We start from the raw sequence: 17,907 nt of genomic DNA on the forward strand, positions 1-17,907 counted from the left end.
AATAGGATCGGCCGATGTCTCTGCGTCGTGGGGTATTTATCTGCGTTGCGCTGCTGGCGGCTCTCGCCATCGCGCTCTATTACGGGTTGAAACCTGACCATCCCGATGCGCTGTGGCGCATCGTCAGCCAGCAATGTCTACCCAATCAACAAGCGCATGACAACCCGGCGCCCTGCGCGCAGGTGGATGTGCCGGCCGGCTTCGTGGTGTTTAAAGATCGCAACGGACCGCTGCAATACCTGCTGATGCCCAGCGCCAAAATCACCGGGATAGAAAGCCCGGCGGTGCTGGACGCCGACACGCCGAATTTCTTCGCCCAGGCCTGGCGCGCGCGCCACGTGATGGCGGAACGCTATGGCAAACCGATTGACGACGGCGATATTTCACTGGCGATCAACTCGGAATATGGCCGCACGCAAAACCAGCTGCATATTCATATCTCCTGCCTGTTGCCGGCGGTCAAACAGCGGCTGGCGCAGATCGGCCCCGATTTCATCGATCAATGGCAACCGCTGCCCGGTGGTCTGTTGGGGCATGATTATCTGGGACGGCGGGTGACCCCCGCCGAGCTGGAACAACAGGGCGCCTTCCGCCTGTTGGCCTCCGGCCTGCCGCGCGCCGACGGGCGCATGGGCAGCTTCGGCCTGGCGATGACCGCGCTGCCGGATGGTGATTTCCTGCTGCTGGCGACCGAGCGCAGCCTGCTGCCGTTCACCCTGGCCTCGGCGGAAGAGATCCAGGATCACGACTGCCGGCTGCTCACGCCGCCGCCGCGCGCCTGATTATTTTTTGCCTTTCATCTCCCTCAGGATCTGCCCGCACTGGTTCTCCTCGCCGCCTTCACTGGGCGAGACCAGCGCCAGCAGCGCCGCCGCCGGCGTCAGCACCGCCCCCAACGCTACCGCCGCCGCGCCGCGCGCGATCAGCGGCCCGGCTTTCACCCCGGCGTCCGGGTGCTTGAAGGTGCCTTTCACGTACAGCGGCGAACGCAGGGTCAGCACGCGCATCCCCTTGCTTTCCGGATCGATGGATAAATCCAGCCGTTCGGTGGCGAGGTTGGTGTTGCCGGTGATGTTGATCACCGCGTTCTCGGTGTCGAACACGAACAGCCGCGGCGCGGCGACGCCGCTGCGGATGCCGACGTCCGCCGCCGCGCAGTTGATGCCCACCACGTCGTCGCCGAACAGTTGCGCCACCAGATAGTTGCCGACGTTCAGGCCAAGGATCTCCATCAGGCTACGGCTGATCACCCCGTTATTGATCAACAGGCGCAGGTCGCCGTTGCTGGTCGCCAGCAGCTCGGCCACCGAATTGCCGCTGCCCGCCAGCCTGGCGTCGCCGTTCATCTGCCCGAGGCTACGCTTCATCGCCGCTACGTTCGGCAACAGCTGTTTGAGCTGGAGTTTGCGCGCGTGCATATCCACCTGGCCACGCATCGGCTTTTTGCCGCCGTCGAGGCGCACGACGGCGTTCAGGCTGCCGCCCGCCATGCCGAAGCGCAGCGGATCCAGGCGCAGTTCGCCATTGTTCAGCTTCAGGTGCGTGGCCAAATCGCTCAGCGGCAAATCGCTGCCGCGTTCAATGCGTGCGGCGGCAAACTTCACGTCCGCATCCATCTTGCGCCAGCTTTGCGTATCGAACTGTTCGACCGGCAGCACTTTATCCGCCGGCTGGCGGCTCTTCTCGCCGCGCCCGGCTTTGGCGGCGTTGGAGTCCGCGCCGATCAGCGGCGCCAGATCCGCCAACCTCAGCTGCCGGGAGCTCACCGCACCGCTCAGCGTCGGCCGCGGTTTACCAGCAACGTATTTCAAGTCGCCGTGAATGTCGCTGTCGCCGATTTTGCCGTCGAATTTCTGATATTCGAACACGGCGCCGCCCGGCTGATGCAGGCGGGCAATCAGATGGCCATCGGTCGCATACGGCGGCGTGTTCGGCAGCAGCACGCCGGTCAAGCCATAGAGGTTACCCAGGCTTTCGCCGGAAAATTTCAGCTGCACGTCCAAGCCGCCGAGATTCAGCGGATCGGACAAGGTGCCCGCCACCGCCACCCGGGTGCTGCCGGAGCGCACGTCGGCCTGTAGTGGGAACGGCAAATCGGCGCTCTGCAGCGACAGCATGCCGCCAATCTTGCCGCTGCCGCTCAGCGGTTCGCCGTTATATTTGCCCTTGACCTGCCAACCGAAGACGTAGTCAGGGGTGGCGGCCTTGCCGCCGCTCTGTTTGCCGGTCACTTCACTGAACGGCAGCGGTTTGCCGAGCGGGTCGATGACGGCGCGGAAATCCGCCTTCAGGGTGGCGTCTTTAAAAGCGATCTGCCCCTTGTCGAACACGATGTCATGAACGGTGAACGACCAAGTGGAAGGCGGTTGCTGCGGATCCTGGCCAGCGGCCAGGTCAAACGTCCAGTTGTTGTCGCCGTTAGCCAGCCGTTGCAACGACGCATTCGGCTGCTTGAGCCAGATGCGCGGGATCAGCAGTTCTTTTCTCAGCAGCGCCAGCGGTGCGATGCTGGCGTCGACGCGCTGCAGCGTCACCATACTGTCGCCGGGCATGTTTTTCGGGTTACCCAGCCACACGTCTTCGGCGTGAATATGCGGCCAGGGCACCCAGGCGCGCCAGCCGCCCTCATCCCGGTTACGCGACCAGTCGACGCCCAGATCGCCGCGGATGGCGAACGGCCGCCGCAGCTCGGCCGACACTTTGTCGTTGATGGTGGGTTTGAGTCGATTCCAGTCGAAGGTAGCGATGAAGATCGCCAGCGCAACGATCGCCAGCAGCACAATGCCGCCAAGCCAGCTGAAAACCTTTCCTGTTCTTGTCATAGGGCTCCCTCAGCACATAAACCGGGCTGCCGAATGAAAGGAAAAGGAATGAGCAGCCCCGTTTAAGCCTAGCTGAGGATAGGCCGGAGTTCACGCCGGCGCGCCGGGCGCGGCGAACAACGTCGGTACGCTGTGCAGAGTTTCAAAGCACGCAGGGCGGGAAAGATAGTAACCCTGCGCAGCCAACGCGCCGGAACGCTGCACCAGCCGCCACTCCTGCTCGGTTTCCACGCCTTCAACGATCACCCCGTCGCTGTGCTGGTTCATCATCTTGATCAGGGTGCCGAGCAACTGTACACCCTCTTCAGACTGTTTAAGCAAGGTGAACAACTCGCGCGCCACCTTGATGTATTGATAGCGCCAGGCGCCGACGGCGGAGAAGTTGGCCAGCCCGCTGCCGAAATCGTCCAGCCACAGCCGTTCGCCGCCGACAATCTGCTGCAACGGGCGGTTTGACGCCGTTTCGGCGTGCTCCACCAGCTCGAAGCGCAGATAGGACATCTCGGCGATCTGCCGTTGCAGCTCGGTATGGCGCTGCAACGCTTGCAGCGCCATACCGTCGATATTGACTGACACCATCACCGCGTGGCGAATGAACAACGCCTGCCAGCGCTGCAACAGCGCCAGCTGCTCCTGGATCACCCGTAAACGCTGTGCGACGCCGAGCGAGGCGAAATACTGTTCGGGGGATTGTCGTTTGTCCGGCTCATTCGGGTGATATACCGCCGTCAGCAGTTCCACCGCCAGCAACGCGCCGCTGGTGCGATAAATCGGCTGGAAGGTATACAAGCGCCGGCATTGCCGCCAGTAGCGCCGCGATTTGGCGCAGGCATAGAGGGCAAAACAGGGCGCCAGCAGACCCGAGATCAGGTTGGTTATCATCGGTACTATCGCCGTGGCGGGGAAGTGAGAGCGCTGCCGCTGTTTCTTTACCGAACTTATCGGCCGCGTCGCGTAAAACTTTAAGCACGAATTGCCGCACGGTTTCTTCTTCACCCTGTTTTGGCATGGGCCGATCGCGATCATAAAAAATCAAAACACTGTTTTAATTTATTGACTGCCCCACCACCTTGCATGGAGACTGGCGGTTGTTGCTTCTTCTTTAGCCAGGGCTTATTGACGATGTCTATCCGAAATCTCGCCGTGATCGGCGAATGCATGATCGAACTGTCGCAGCAGGGCGCGCAGCTGACGCGCGGCTTTGGCGGCGATACCCTCAACACCGCCGTCTACCTCGCCCGCCAAATGCCGGAACAGGCGCTGCAGGTGCATTACGTCACCGCACTCGGCACCGACAGCTTCAGCGGCGAGATGCTGCAGGCCTGGCGGCAAGAGAAGATCGAGACCGGGCTGATTCAGCAGTTGGAAAACAAACTGCCAGGCCTGTACGTGATCGAAACCGACGCCGCCGGCGAACGCACCTTTTACTACTGGCGCAACGACGCCGCCGCCCGGTATTGGCTGGCGGGCCCCCAGGCCGAGGCACTGTGCGCCCGGCTGGCGCAGTTCGATTATCTGTACCTCAGCGGCATTAGCCTGGCGATCCTCGCGCCTGCCGACCGCGCGAAGTTGCTGGCGCTGCTGCGCCGCTGCCGCGCCAACGGCGGCCAGGTTATCTTCGATAACAACTATCGCCCGCGCCTGTGGCCCAGCCATGAGGAAACGCAGCAGGCCTACCGTGAGGTGCTGGCCTGCACCGACATCGCCTTCCTGACGCTGGATGACGAAGAGCTGCTGTGGGGCGCACAGCCGGTTGAACAGGCGGTGGCACGCACGCAGGCGCTCGGCGTCGGTGAGATCGTGATCAAACGCGGCGCGGATGCCTGCCTGGTATTCAGCGTGGAGGGAGAGCGGCTTGAGGTACCGGCGATCACGCTGCCGCCGGAGCGCGTGGTGGATACCACCGCGGCGGGCGACTCTTTCAGCGCCGGTTATCTGGCGGAACGCCTGAACGGCGGCAGCGCCCGGCAGGCGGCTCAGCGCGGCCACCGGCTTGCCGCGACGGTGATCCAACATCGCGGCGCCATCATTCCCGCCGCGGTCATGCCGGAGGCATAAAAAAAGCCGGCATCGCAGCCGGCGTTTTGTTATTTGCCTTGCGGAAAATCAGCCCGCAACGGCGATGCGTTTCATGTCGGTCATGTAGCCACGCAGTTTGCGGCCGACGGTTTCGATAGGGTGGCTGCGCACCGCTTCGTTCACGTCGCGCAGCTGCGCGTTGTCCACCGCCGTACCCGCCGCGGCTTTACCCAAATCGCCCGCCTGCAGGGTGGTCATGAAGTCCTTCAGCAACGGCACCGCCGCGTTGGCGAACAGGTAGTTGCCGTACTCTGCGGTATCGGAGATGACCACGTTCATTTCATACAAACGCTTACGCGCAATGGTGTTGGCGATCAACGGCAGCTCGTGCAGCGACTCGTAGTAAGCCGACTCCTCGATGATGCCGGCATCGACCATGGTTTCGAACGCCAGCTCAACGCCCGCTTTCACCATCGCCACCATCAGCACGCCGTGATCGAAGTACTCTTGCTCGCTGATTTTTCCTTCAAACTGCGGCGCATTCTCGAACGCGGTTTTGCCGGTCTCTTCGCGCCAAGTCAGCAATTTCACATCGTCTTCCGCCCAGTCGGCCATCATGCCGCTCGAGAAAGCGCCGGAGATGATGTCGTCCATGTGCTTCTGGAACAGCGGCGCCATGATGGTTTTCAGCTGTTCGGACAGCGCATAGGCACGCAGCTTGGCCGGGTTGGACAGGCGATCCATCATCAGGGTGATACCGCCCTGCTTCAGCGCTTCGGTGATGGTTTCCCAGCCGAACTGAATCAGTTTCTCGGCGTAAGCCGGATCGGTTCCCTCAGCAACCAGCTTGTCGAAGCACAGCAGCGAACCCGCCTGCAGCATGCCGCACAGAATGGTCTGCTCGCCCATCAGGTCGGATTTCACTTCGGCGACGAAGGAGGACTCCAGCACGCCGGCGCGGTGGCCGCCGGTCGCCGCCGCCCAGGCCTTGGCGATCGCCATGCCTTCGCCTTTCGGATCGTTTTCCGGGTGAACCGCAATCAGGGTCGGCACGCCGAAGCCGCGTTTGTACTCTTCGCGCACTTCGGTGCCCGGGCATTTCGGCGCGACCATCACCACGGTGATGTCTTTACGCACCTGCTCACCCACTTCAACGATGTTGAAGCCGTGGGAGTAACCCAGCGCAGCGCCGTCTTTCATCAGCGGCTGCACCGCACGCACCACGGAAGAGTGCTGCTTGTCCGGGGTCAGGTTGACCACCAGATCCGCCTGCGGGATCAGGTCTTCGTAGGTGCCGACCTTAAAGCCGTTTTCGGTCGCCTTGCGCCAGGAAGCGCGCTTCTCGTCGATCGCTTCTTTGCGCAGGGCATAGGCAACGTCCAGACCGGAATCGCGCATGTTCAGCCCCTGGTTCAGACCCTGGGCGCCACAGCCGACAATCACCACTTTTTTACCTTTCAGGTAGCCGGCTTCGTCAGCAAATTCGTCGCGCGCCATAAAGCGGCATTTACCCAATTGCGCCAACTGCTGACGCAGGTTCAATGTGTTGAAATAGTTAGCCATGGTGGTACTCCGGTTTGATGTTGTCTTGCATTGTTATTTTCATTCCCCGCCCTGTCTGTGCGGAGATTCGTTAAACTCAATGTATAACAGGAAATGCGTTGCTTAAATTGATATATTGAGAACGTGATATTGCAATTTTTGCAACACTCTCACTGCGAGCGCATCGATATGGATTTACGTGATTTAAAGCTGTTCCTGCATCTGGCCGAAAGCCATCACTTCGGGCGCACCGCCAAGGCGATGCACGTCAGCCCGTCGACGCTCTCCCGCCAGATCCAGCGGCTGGAAGAGATCCTCGGGCAGCCGCTGTTCCTGCGCGATAACCGCACCGTGCAGCTGACCGACGCCGGCGAACAGCTGAAAGAATTCGCCCAGCAAACGCTGCTGCAGTATCAGCAGCTGAAGCACTCGCTCGGCCAGCACGGCCCTTCGCTGAGCGGCGAACTGCGGCTGTTCTGCTCGGTGACCGCGGCGTACAGCCACCTGCCGCCGATCCTCGATCGCTTCCGCGCTCAGCACCCGCTGGTTGAGATTAAGCTGACCACCGGCGACGCCGCCGATGCGGTCGACAAGGTGCAATCCAACGAGGCCGATCTCGGCATAGCCGGCCGGCCGGAAACGCTGCCCACCAGCGTGGCGTTCACCAAAATCGGCGAAATTCCGCTGGTGCTGATCGCGCCGGCGCTGCCCTGCGCGGTGCGCAGCCAGGCGTTCGCCGACAAGCCCGACTGGACCGAAATCCCGTTCATCCTGCCGGAGCACGGCCCTTCGCGAAAACGCATCGAGCTGTGGTTCCGCCGCCACCGCATCAGCAATCCGCTGATTTACGCCACCGTCGGCGGCCACGAAGCCATCGTGTCGATGGTCGCTCTGGGCTGCGGCATCGCACTGATCCCGAGCGTGGTGGTGGACAACAGCCCAGAGCCGGTACGCAACCGCATCTCGCAGCTGGATAACATCTCGATGGTCGAACCGTTCGAGCTGGGGGTCTGCGTCCAGAAAAAGCGCCTCAGCGATCCGCTGATCGATGCCTTTTGGCGCTTGCTGCATCCCCGCTAACGCGGGGCTTTTAAAGGTCCGCCGGATCGACCTGCTTCATCGCCTCTACCTGCATCAGCCAGTGGTAGAGCGGCTCAAGCTGCAAAAATGCCCCGGCCAGCAGCGGCGCCAGTTCGGCGCTGAACAGCTTTTCCACTTCGCTGTCAGTCACCATCACCGCGAACGATTTGCGGTTGTACCAGGTGGCGATCTCCGCCGCCTGCTCCTTAACCAGCGGGCGCTTGTAGCTTTCGCCCACCAGCTCGAATGGCGGCCGGCAGCAGGCGGCCACCTCAAGGAAAGGCTGCGGCCGCTGCCTCAGCGTATGGCGGAACAGATCCATGGTCGGCTTGTTGGCGCTGTAGTAGCCGAGCCCATAGCGCAGCATGTCCGGCCCCAGTTCGAAAAAGTAGACCGGCGCGTCTTTCCAGTCTTTGCTCGGGCGCTTGAACGTCAGCCACATGCGGCTGCGGTAGCGCGATTTGTCATGTGAAAAGCGCGTATCGCGATGAATGCGCGACAGCGTTTTGCCGATAGCCGGGCGAGTCTCGAACAGCGGATCGATCGCCAGCATGCCGGGAGCCAGCTGCTCCACCAGCGCGCGAAACGGCGCCAGCAGCTCGCGATCGTAGATGTCGCGGTTGCCATCGAACCACGCCTTATCGTTCTCGATCCGCACCTGTTGCAGGAAATTCAGACCCTGCTGGCTAAAGCCGGAGAAGGGTTGCGTCATAAGTTTTTCCGTTCTGACGGTTTATCGGGTGTTGCGCAGATCTTCTCTCTGCCAACGGCGTTTGATAAATACGCGCCGACGCGTGCGAAAATAAGCGACATAGAGATAGAACGCCGCCCGGTTGCTGAATAGCGCACCGCCAACCACGCCCCCCAGCAGCATGGCGACAGTGGCGATGCCGGTCATCCCCGCCGCCCACGCCGCCACGGCGCCAAGGCAAAACAGGCCGAGCATGCCAAGGTAATATTGCAACAATACCACCCCGCTGTTTTTACCCTGCACCAGTTGGAACAGGATCAACGTCATCCACACCGCCACGATCGCGCCGCTGCACATGAGAACGGCGGCGGAAGTCTTGCCGCTCCAGGCGGCCGCCACGTCCGTGGCCAGGCCCATCACGCCCGCCAGCCCCAGCGTCAGGCATACCATCAGCAACATGACATTGCCGACGCCCGGCGGCGACAGCCGCTGGCCCGGCGTCAGGAAATGCTGCTCGAGCGGCGCATCCACGCCGGCGAAAAGCGCGCGATCGCGCGCCGCGATTTGGCGTTCCATCTCCCGGCCCTGCGCGATCAGGCGTTTAATCATCCAGTCCGCCATTACCTCACCATCTGCGGCAATTTCTGCATAATGCCCACAAAATACTGCCCGGTGGTTTTCACATTCACCGGCGCAGACAGGGTGCCGCTGATGCCGCTGCCCACGAACGTCAATGAGTTATTGAGCGCCGAATGCAATTGCTGGCGCAGCCCGTTTTGGATCGCTTCCGTCGGGTAGCGCTTCGGGTATAAGCCGTTCTTCACCATCTCTTTCAAGACGTTATTGGAAATTCCCGGATTTTCCGCCCGAATGATGTTTTCGGTCAGCCGCTTCCTTTCGCTACGGGGCATGCTTTTCAGCCATTCCGTCGCCTTGCGCGCCGAAATGCGGCGCATGGCGCGGTAGGTCATCGCCGCTTCCTTCAGGGCAGCCCCGGCACTGGCCAGCGAGATCACATCGAGCACGGTACTGGTGGCGATATACCACTGTTCTGAGTCGAGCTGAGCCAGTTCATCGCCTTTCCCGTCATAAAGCTTGTTGACGCGGTACAGCCCATTGCCGCACTGCAACGCGCTGGCGGCCATGCCGGCATAGCCCAGATAAGCCACCGCCGAGCTGGTGCCGCCGGTAAACGGCACGGCGACGCTGCCCGACGCCAGTAAAAACACCGATACCAGCAGCGTTCCGCACGACAGCGCGGCCGAGGCCAACTCTTTGCTGACGCTGGGTTTGCTCAACGCTTCCGACAACGTATTGGTCGCGGCAACGCGTGAAGTATGAGCCACCGTTTTGCTGATGACCACGTGGGTAACCTGCGAAGCGTTCGAGTAACCGGTGTGCTGCGTCGGGCGGACTAAAAATGAGTTCTGCCCGTCGGAAAAAATAATGCCCACCCCATGAAAGGCGAGGCTGCAGTCCAGCGAGTCCTGCAAGGCTTGCAGATTAATATCGCGATAGAATTCTTGTACGCCGGTATTGCCCAACAGGCGGGCAAACTCGGCGTTGGTCAAATCGTCTTCGGGGGAACCGAACGGCGTAGAAAAAGCGGTTTTCATTGTCGTGCATCCCTATACGTCAGAAGTCTTGGCAGTATAAAAATGCACGACAAAATCACAACCATGCAACCCATAAACTGACTAACGCGTCACGGTTGCTTATCAATCCGACTCACCCCTGCAAAAAGAAGCGGAACGCCGGGTTGTCGGTTTCGTCGTGGCAATCGTAGCCCAGCGCCTGCAGGTGCCGCTCGAATTCCGGCTCGGTTTGCGCCAGTTCGAAGGCCGCCAGCACCCGGCCGAAGTCGGTGCCGTGGCTGCGATAGTGGAACAGCGAAATGTTCCAGTGCGTACCCAGCGTCTGCAGGAACTTCAGCAGCGCGCCCGGCGACTCCGGAAACTCAAAGCTGTACAGCCGTTCACGCAGCGGCTTCGACGGACGCCCGCCCACCATGTAGCGCACGTGCAGCTTGGCCATCTCGTCATCCGACAGATCCACCACCTGATAACCGTCAGCGTTGAGCTCGTCGATGATTTCCCGCCGTTCGGCGTGCCCACGCGTCAGGCGCACACCGACAAAAATACAGGCGTTGTCGGCATCGGCGTAGCGGTAGTTGAATTCGGTCACCGAGCGGCCGCCCAGCAGCTGGCAGAACTTGAGGAAGCTGCCCTGCTGTTCCGGAATGGTTACCGCCAACAGCGCTTCGCGTTGTTCGCCCAGTTCGCAACGTTCGGAAACGTAGCGCAGCCCATGGAAGTTGAGGTTGGCACCGGACAGCACGTGCGCCAGACGCTCACCCTGAATGTTGTGCTGCTGGACGTACTTTTTCAGCCCCGCCAGCGCCAGCGCGCCGGAAGGTTCAGCAATCGCACGCACGTCCTCGAACAGATCTTTGACCGCCGCGCAGATAGCGTCGCTGTCCACGGTGATCACGTCGTCCAGATACTCACGGCACAGGCGGAAGGTTTCGTCGCCGATGCGCTTCACCGCCACGCCTTCGGCGAACAGCCCGACGCGCGCCAGATCCACCGGATGGCCGGCATCCAGCGCCGCGCGCAGGCAGGCGGAGTCTTCCGCTTCGACGCCAATCACTTTGATCTGCGGCATCAGTTGCTTGATCAGCACCGCCACCCCGGCAGCCAGGCCGCCGCCGCCGACCGGCACGAAGACCCGATCAAGATGCGCGTCTTGCTGCAGCAGCTCCATCGCCAACGTGCCCTGGCCGGCGATCACCGTCGGGTGATCGAACGGCGGCACGAAGGTCATTCCTTGCTGTTGGGAAAGCTCGATCGCCTTCGCTTTCGCCTCGTCGAAATTGGCGCCGTGCAGCAGCACTTCGCCGCCGAAACCGCGCACCGCATCCACCTTGATGTCCGCGGTGGACACCGGCATCACGATCAGCGTTTTGATGCCCAGCCGTTTACCGGAGAAGGCGACGCCCTGCGCGTGGTTGCCGGCCGAAGCCGTTACGACGCCGCGCGCCTTCTGCTCTTCGTCCAGCCCGGCGATCATCGCATAGGCCCCGCGCAGCTTGAAGCTGTGCACCGGCTGGCGATCTTCGCGCTTCACCAAAATGGTGTTGCCGAGGCGCGAAGAAATTTTGCTCATGGCTTGCAACGGGGTGACCTGCGCCACCTCGTAGACCGGCGAGCGCAGTACCGCTCGCAGATATTCCGCGCCGCAGGGGGCGCTGGGTAGGGGTTGAGAGACCGCCATGCTGCTTATCCCCCCAGTTTGCTCTTGTCGCGCACAGCGCCTTTGTCGGCGCTGGTGGCCAACGAGGCGTAGGCGCGCAGCGCGAAGGACACCTGACGTTCACGGTTTTTCGGCGTCCAGGCCGCATCGCCGCGCGCCAGTTCCGCCTCATGCCGCGCCGCCAGCTCCTGCTCGCTGACATCCAGTTGGATGCCGCGATGAGGAATGTCGATCGCGATCATGTCGCCGTCCTGCACCAGGGCGATCAGGCCACCGTTGGCCGCCTCCGGCGAGGCGTGGCCGATGGACAGCCCGGAGGTGCCGCCGGAGAAACGCCCGTCGGTGATCAACGCGCACGCCTTGCCCAGCCCCATCGATTTCAGATACGTGGTTGGGTAAAGCATTTCCTGCATGCCCGGCCCGCCTTTCGGCCCTTCGTAACGGATAACGACCACGTCGCCCGCCACCACTTTGCCGCCGAGGATCGCTTCTACCGCATCATCCTGGCTTTCATAGACTTTGGCAGGGCCGCGGAAGGTGAGGATTTCCTTGTCTACGCCGGCGGTTTTGACGATACAGCCGTTTTCCGCCAGGTTGCCGTACAGCACCGCCAACCCGCCGTCCTGACTGTAGGCGTGCTCGCGGGTACGGATGCAACCCTCTTTGCGGTCGGTGTCCAGCGAATCCCAACGGCAATCCTGCGAAAATGCCTGCGTGGTGCGGATACCGGCCGGCCCGGCGGAGTACATTTTCTTGACGCTTTCGTCGCGGGTCAGCATCACGTCGTAGGCTTCCAGCGTCTGCGGCAGAGTCAGCCCCAGCACGTTGTTCACCTCGCGGTTCAGCAAGCCGGCGCGATCCAGCTCGCCGAGGATGCCGATTACGCCGCCGGCGCGGTGCACGTCTTCCATATGGTATTTCTGCGTGCTCGGCGCCACCTTGCACAGATGCGGCACTTTGCGCGACAGGCGATCGATGTCTTCCATGGTGAAGTCCACCTCGCCTTCCTGCGCCGAAGCCAGCAGGTGCAGCACGGTGTTGGTCGAGCCGCCCATGGCGATGTCCAGCGTCATGGCGTTCTCAAACGCCGCCTTGTTGGCGATGTTGCGCGGCAGCGCGCTCTCGTCGTCCTGCTCGTAATAGCGTTTGGTCAGCTCGACGATGCGCTTGCCGGCGTTGAGGAACAGCGCTTTGCGATCGGCATGAGTGGCCAACAGCGAGCCGTTGCCCGGCTGCGACAGGCCCAGCGCCTCAGTCAGGCAGTTCATCGAGTTGGCGGTGAACATGCCGGAGCAGGAGCCGCAGGTCGGGCAGGCGGAACGCTCGATCTGCTCGCTGTCGGCGTCGCTGACGTTCGGGTTAGCGCCCTGGATCATCGCGTCCACCAGATCCAGTTTGATAATCTGGTTGGAGAGTTTGGTTTTGCCGGCTTCCATCGGGCCGCCGGAGACGAAGATCACCGGAATATTCAGGCGCAACGCCGCCATCAGCATGCCCGGGGTGATTTTGTCGCAGTTGGAGATGCACACCATCGCGTCGGCGCAGTGGGCGTTCACCATGTATTCGACCGAGTCGGCGATCAGCTCGCGCGAAGGCAGGGAATAGAGCATGCCGCCGTGGCCCATGGCGATGCCGTCATCCACCGCGATGGTGTTGAACTCTTTGGCCACGCCGCCGGAGGCTTCGATCTGTTCGGCGACCAGTTTGCCCAGATCGCGCAGATGCACGTGGCCCGGCACGAACTGGGTAAAGGAGTTGACCACGGCGATGATCGGCTTACCGAAATCGGCGTCGGTCATCCCGGTCGCGCGCCACAATGCGCGGGCACCCGCCATATTGCGGCCGTGGGTGGTGGTGGCGGAACGGTACTTAGGCATGCTCTTTTCACTCCAAATGTATTTATGACAGGCGGCGAACGAACCGCCTGGATATTCTTATCTGTCTGTCTTGTCGTTACGGATTTACCGGATCCAGCCAGCCGTATTTGTCTTCTGTCTTGCCACTGAACAGGCCGAAGAACGCCTGTTGGATCTGTTTGGTCACCGGGCCGCATTTGCCGATGCCGACCTGAATGCCGTCCACGCTGCGCACCGGCGTGATTTCCGCCGCGGTGCCGGACATGAACACTTCGTCGGCCAGGTACAGCGATTCGCGAGACAGCACCTGCTCACGCACTTCGAAGCCCATGTCTTTCGCCAGCTTGATGATCGCGTCGCGGGTGATGCCCGGCAGCGCCGAAGAGGTAAACGGCGGGGTGTAAATCACGCCGTCTTTCACTTCAAACAGGTTCTCGCCCGCCCCTTCGGAAATGTAACCGTGGACGTCGAGCGCAATGCCTTCCTGATAGCCGTGGCGACGCGCTTCGCTGCCCACCAGCAGAGAGGAAAGATAGTTGCCGCCAGCCTTGGCCGCAGTGGGGATCGTGTTTGGTGCGACGCGGTGCCAGGAGGAGACCATCGCGTCGATGCCTTGATCCAGCGCCTCTTCACCCAGATAAGCGCCCCAAGGAAACGCCGCGATAATCACGTCCGTTTTGTAACCGGCCGGCGGGTTGACGCCCATGCCAACATCACCGACGAACACCAGCGGGCGAATATACGCGCTGACCAGGTTGTTCTTGCGCAGCGTGGCGCGGCAGGCTTCCATCAGCTCATCGACGCTTTGCGAAACCGGCATACGGTAGATTTTCGCCGAATCGTGCAGACGCTGCATATGCTCGCGATGACGGAATACCACCGGCCCCAAGTGCGAGTCGTAGCAGCGTACGCCTTCAAACACCGACGTGCCATAATGCAGCGCGTGCGACATCACGTGCACTTTGGCCTCGGCCCAAGGAACCATCTCACCATTGAACCAAATGTAATCGGCTTTCTTTGTCATTGTTATTTATCCTTCTCGGCGCCTCAGGCGCGTATTTGTTGTGATGTTGGCTGCAGGATCTCGACGCAGGAGACGTCCAGCAGTTTGCTTAACTGAGATGACAACAGGGCGACCGGACGCGGGCTGGCAACGGTCAATTCGATATTGATGCTGTCGGCGTTGGCCGGGGAAACCATATTCATAGCACAAACCTGAAAGCCGCGATGACGCACGACCCGCAATACGCGCTCTAACATTTCGGGGCGAAAACGCGCCTGGATCGAGAGTTGATGCTGCATCATGATATTTCCTCCAACATGGTTTCGTTGCCGGCGCCCGGCGGCACCAGCGGCCAGACGTTTTCGAGTTCGTCGATAGAGACCTGCAGCAGATAAGGGCCTTCGGTGTTGAACAGCGCCTCGAGCGCGCCCTCCACCTGATCCTTGCGGCTGATGCGCTGGCCGGGAATGCCGAAGGCGGCGGCCAGCATCAGGAAGTCGGGGTTATCGGACAGGTTGGTTTCGCTGTAGCGACCGTCGAAGAACAGCTGCTGCCATTGACGCACCATTCCGAGGCGCTGGTTGTCCAGCAGCACGATCTTCAGCGGCAGCTGTTTGCGCTTGATGGTGCCCAGCTCCTGCACGTTCATCATGAAGGAGCCATCGCCCGAGACGCAGATCACCGTATCTTGCGGGCGCGCGATCTGGGCCCCTACCGCCGCCGGCACGCCGAACCCCATGGTGCCGAGGCCGCTGGAGGTGATGAAATTCTCCGGGCGTTCGAACGTCATGTGTTGCGCGCTCCACATCTGGTGCTGCCCCACGTCGGTGGTCACCACGCTGTTGGCCGGCTTGCGGGCGGACAGCTGGCGCAAGAACAGCGGCGCGTAGATCGGCTGGCCGGGGTGATCGTAGCGACAGGCGTGCTCGGCTTTCAGCGCCGTCACCTGCTGCTGCCAGGCGGCGATGTTCAGCGGGCGCTGCAACGCCGGCAGCAACGTTTTCAAATCGCCCTGCAGGGCGACATGCGCCTGGCGCAGCTTGCTCATTTCCGCCGGGTCGATATCCATGTGGATCACTTTGGCATGCGGTGCGAAGGCGTTCAGTTTGCCGGTCACGCGATCATCGAAACGCGCGCCGACGGCAATCAGCAAATCGCACGCCTGTACCGCCAGGTTGGCAGCCTTGGTACCGTGCATGCCCAACATGCCGAGGTACAGCGGATCTTGCGCATCCGGCGCGCCCAGTCCCTTCAGGGTGGCGACGTTCGGCATACGGGTCACGGCGATAAATTCACGCAGTGCCGGCACCGCCTGCGCCATGCCCACGCCGCCGCCGACGTACAGCATCGGTTTGTGCGCCTGCGCCAGCAGCTCGGCCGCTTCTGCCAACGCCGTCGCCGGGAACATCGGCGCTTCGTCGACCGGCATCAGATGCGGGTGCAAGTCGCCCTGCGCCAGCTGGATGTCTTTCGGGATATCGATCAGCACCGGGCCGGGACGGCCGCCCGCAGCGATGGCAAAGGCTTCCGCCATGATGCCCGGCAAGGCGTCCAGCGACTCCACCAGGAAGCTGTGCTTGGTGCAGGCCAGAGACAGGCCGAGAACATCGATCTCCTGAAAGGCATCGGTGCCGATCAGCGCGGAACCCACCTGACCGGTGATGGCGACAACGGGAACGGAATCGAGCAGCGCATCAGCCAGGCCAGTGATCAGGTTGGTGGCGCCAGGGCCGGAAGTGGCGATGCAAACGCCAACTTTGCCGGTGGCGCGAGCGTAGCCGATGGCTGCCATCGCGGCGCCCTGTTCATGGCGGCACAGCAGGTGTTCCACTCCGCCGTCGTACAGCGCATCGTACACCGGCATGATTGCCCCACCCGGATAGCCGAATACGGTATCCACACCCTGCGCACGCAACGCTTGAACTACCCACTGAGCGCCATTCATAGTTATTTTCCCGCCTTACTTCGACAACCGCAGGATTTTGTTCTGTTTTTCATTCTCTGCCCCTTGCTCCACTTTTCTCTTGCCAATAAAAAACCCCCGGACCTGACGGTGCGGGGGTTCTCTTGCGATTCCGGCTTGTTTGCTAAGCCTTTCTTCGTCCAAGTGCAGCCCCGCACGGTGGGATAATAATCACCACCACGCTAATCACGACTAGGCTAATCACTTGGGCAAAGGCTTTCATAATGGGTTTGTTCACTGTGCTCATTCAGAACTAATGCTTACAGAGGTACCATAGTCGCGCGCGGCATGACAACACTTTTTTTGCGTTATTATTCGGCGCAATCTGGTCATACCTCACGCGAATCGCCCGGATTTCACACGTTGGCGCGCATGTCCGGATTTTTCACCGCGTCGGTGATCGCCTTGCCGCGCGTATCCTTGCCGAAGAACACCAACAGGGCGATCGCCACCGCCACCGAACCGGCGACGATCGCCATCGCCAGGCCATAGTTCTGACCATGATGTTCGGCGATGGTCGCCTGCAGCGTGGCGTTGACCGAGGCGATGAGGTTACCCAGCTGGTACACAAACCCCGGCAGCACCGCGCGCGTGTTGGCCGGCACCAATTCGGTCAGGTAGGTCGGTATCACGCCCCAAGCGCCCTGCACCATGAACTGCATCAGGAAAGCGCCGATCCCCAGCATCAGTGAGCCGCTGGAAAACGCCCACAGCGGGATCACCGGCAGCGCCAGCAACGCGGCGATGATGATCGCTTTTTTGCGGCCGATCTTTTCCGATAATGAACCGAAGAAGACGCCGCCGATAATTGACGCGATATTGTAGCTAATAGCGATAATACTGACGGTTTTTGGATCGAAACCGTGCTGAACTTTCAAAAATACCGGATACAGATCCTGTGTGCCGTGGGAGAAGAAATTGAACGCCGCCATCAACAGCACCAGATAGCAGCACAGCTTCCAGTGGCTCTTCAATACCGGCAGCAAGGCGGTGCTTTCTTTGCGTTCACGCGCCGCCAGCCACACCGGCGACTCCTGCACGCAATAATAAATAAACGGCAGCAGCAGGATCGGCGCCGCGCCGATAACGAACATTCCGCGCCAGCCGACCGTTTCGAACAGCAGGCCGTACACCACCGCCGCCAGCAGATAACCGAACGGATAGCCGGCCTGGAAAATGCCCGACATCAGGCCGCGTGAGCGGTCCGGTATGGTTTCCATCGCCAACGACGACGCCACGCCCCAGATGCCGCCCATCGCAACGCCGTACAACACCCGCAACAGCAAGAAGACCGTCAGCGAGGGCGCAGCGGCGGAGAGCAGCTCAAACACCGAGAAGAAGACAATATTCAACATCAGGATCGGCTTACGGCCATATTTTTCCGCCGCACGCCCGAAGATCAGCGCGCCGATCGGGCGCACCGCCAGCGTGAGCAGAATCGCCAGCGTGACCTGTTCCAGGCCGACGTGAAAGGATTGCGCGATGTCGCTAAGTAAGAATACCAACACGAAAAAATCGAAAGCGTCGAGCGTCCAGCTTGAAAAGCTGGCGATTGCCGCGTTGCGTTGCAGCGGGGTCCAACCAAACATAGTGTTATCCCTACCGTAGAGTACGAAGTCAGGAGGTTTAGCGGCTGCCGGGCAGAATGCGGCGGCGGTCGGGGTTTGTTAAAGAAGTGA

16 protein-coding genes are annotated in these 17,907 nt (G+C 61.3%); 3 read left to right on the forward strand and 13 right to left on the reverse strand.

The window, feature by feature from the left end; genetic code table 11:
* The first annotated feature begins 14 nt into the window (after positions 1-14).
* Positions 15-782: a CDP-diacylglycerol diphosphatase gene (locus tag ACYF6X_RS23420; RefSeq protein WP_107228010.1), complete on the forward strand. Its 768-nt coding sequence runs from the start codon at positions 15-17 to the stop codon at positions 780-782.
* Here ACYF6X_RS23420 and ACYF6X_RS23425 read toward each other — a convergent pair whose 3' ends face one another.
* Both ACYF6X_RS23425 and pdeH read right to left on the reverse strand, forming a co-directional pair.
* On the reverse strand, positions 783-2,822 hold the full coding sequence (locus ACYF6X_RS23425; protein ID WP_063990800.1) for an AsmA family protein: 2,040 nt from the start codon (positions 2,820-2,822) through the stop codon (positions 783-785).
* Positions 2,823-2,912: 90 nt separating this feature from the next.
* Positions 2,913-3,704, reverse strand: a complete 792-nt coding sequence (gene pdeH / locus ACYF6X_RS23430; RefSeq protein WP_130018746.1) for a cyclic-guanylate-specific phosphodiesterase — start codon at positions 3,702-3,704, stop codon at positions 2,913-2,915.
* A gap of 240 nt (positions 3,705-3,944) precedes the next feature.
* On the opposite strand from pdeH, the gene kdgK reads away from it, so the two are divergent.
* Positions 3,945-4,880 carry a 2-dehydro-3-deoxygluconokinase gene (gene kdgK, locus ACYF6X_RS23435; RefSeq protein WP_130018745.1) on the forward strand — a complete coding sequence of 312 codons (936 nt, stop codon included), beginning with the start codon at positions 3,945-3,947 and terminating at the stop codon, positions 4,878-4,880.
* Positions 4,881-4,928: 48 nt separating this feature from the next.
* Here the strand turns inward: kdgK and ilvC are convergent, their stop codons facing one another.
* Entirely contained in the window at positions 4,929-6,404 is a 1,476-nt protein-coding gene (gene ilvC, locus ACYF6X_RS23440) for a ketol-acid reductoisomerase (RefSeq protein WP_038874693.1), read from the reverse strand.
* 168 nt (positions 6,405-6,572) lie between these two features.
* Between ilvC and ilvY the strand changes: the two genes are divergently transcribed.
* A complete protein-coding gene (gene ilvY / locus ACYF6X_RS23445) occupies positions 6,573-7,463 on the forward strand; it encodes an HTH-type transcriptional activator IlvY (protein WP_063990808.1) in 891 nt (296 codons plus the stop codon).
* 10 nt (positions 7,464-7,473) lie between these two features.
* Here ilvY and ACYF6X_RS23450 read toward each other — a convergent pair whose 3' ends face one another.
* The 10 genes from ACYF6X_RS23450 to ACYF6X_RS23495 all read right to left on the reverse strand — a co-directional run bounded on the left by ACYF6X_RS23450 (position 7,474) and on the right by ACYF6X_RS23495 (position 17,817).
* Positions 7,474-8,175, reverse strand: a complete 702-nt coding sequence (locus ACYF6X_RS23450; RefSeq protein WP_063990797.1) for a DUF2461 domain-containing protein — start codon at positions 8,173-8,175, stop codon at positions 7,474-7,476.
* A gap of 21 nt (positions 8,176-8,196) precedes the next feature.
* Positions 8,197-8,775: a hypothetical protein gene (locus ACYF6X_RS23455; RefSeq protein ID WP_063990796.1), complete on the reverse strand. Its 579-nt coding sequence runs from the start codon at positions 8,773-8,775 to the stop codon at positions 8,197-8,199.
* Positions 8,775-9,770, reverse strand: coding sequence for a hypothetical protein (locus tag ACYF6X_RS23460; protein WP_063990795.1), 996 nt, complete (start codon positions 9,768-9,770; stop codon positions 8,775-8,777). The genes ACYF6X_RS23455 and ACYF6X_RS23460 overlap by 1 nt, the downstream gene beginning before the upstream one ends.
* A gap of 112 nt (positions 9,771-9,882) precedes the next feature.
* Positions 9,883-11,427 (reverse strand): threonine ammonia-lyase, biosynthetic, encoded by a 1,545-nt coding sequence (gene ilvA, locus ACYF6X_RS23465; RefSeq protein ID WP_033654502.1) that lies wholly within the window; start codon positions 11,425-11,427, stop codon positions 9,883-9,885.
* A gap of 5 nt (positions 11,428-11,432) precedes the next feature.
* Positions 11,433-13,283, reverse strand: a complete 1,851-nt coding sequence (ilvD, locus tag ACYF6X_RS23470; protein ID WP_033649965.1) for a dihydroxy-acid dehydratase — start codon at positions 13,281-13,283, stop codon at positions 11,433-11,435.
* A 76-nt stretch (positions 13,284-13,359) separates the two neighbouring features.
* Positions 13,360-14,286, reverse strand: coding sequence for a branched-chain amino acid transaminase (locus tag ACYF6X_RS23475; RefSeq protein WP_033636413.1), 927 nt, complete (start codon positions 14,284-14,286; stop codon positions 13,360-13,362).
* A 23-nt stretch (positions 14,287-14,309) separates the two neighbouring features.
* Positions 14,310-14,567 carry an acetolactate synthase 2 small subunit gene (gene ilvM, locus ACYF6X_RS23480; RefSeq protein WP_130018744.1) on the reverse strand — a complete coding sequence of 86 codons (258 nt, stop codon included), beginning with the start codon at positions 14,565-14,567 and terminating at the stop codon, positions 14,310-14,312.
* Positions 14,564-16,210 (reverse strand): acetolactate synthase 2 catalytic subunit, encoded by a 1,647-nt coding sequence (ilvG, locus tag ACYF6X_RS23485; RefSeq protein ID WP_063990792.1) that lies wholly within the window; start codon positions 16,208-16,210, stop codon positions 14,564-14,566. Before ilvG ends, ilvM begins: the two co-directional genes overlap by 4 nt.
* A gap of 142 nt (positions 16,211-16,352) precedes the next feature.
* Positions 16,353-16,451 carry an ilv operon leader peptide gene (ilvL, locus tag ACYF6X_RS23490; RefSeq protein ID WP_013814970.1) on the reverse strand — a complete coding sequence of 33 codons (99 nt, stop codon included), beginning with the start codon at positions 16,449-16,451 and terminating at the stop codon, positions 16,353-16,355.
* Between the two features lie 133 nt (positions 16,452-16,584).
* Positions 16,585-17,817 (reverse strand): MFS transporter, encoded by a 1,233-nt coding sequence (locus ACYF6X_RS23495; protein WP_063990791.1) that lies wholly within the window; start codon positions 17,815-17,817, stop codon positions 16,585-16,587.
* Positions 17,818-17,907 lie beyond the last annotated feature (90 nt).

This window comes from Serratia sp. ID 25-353 (assembly GCF_054792795.1).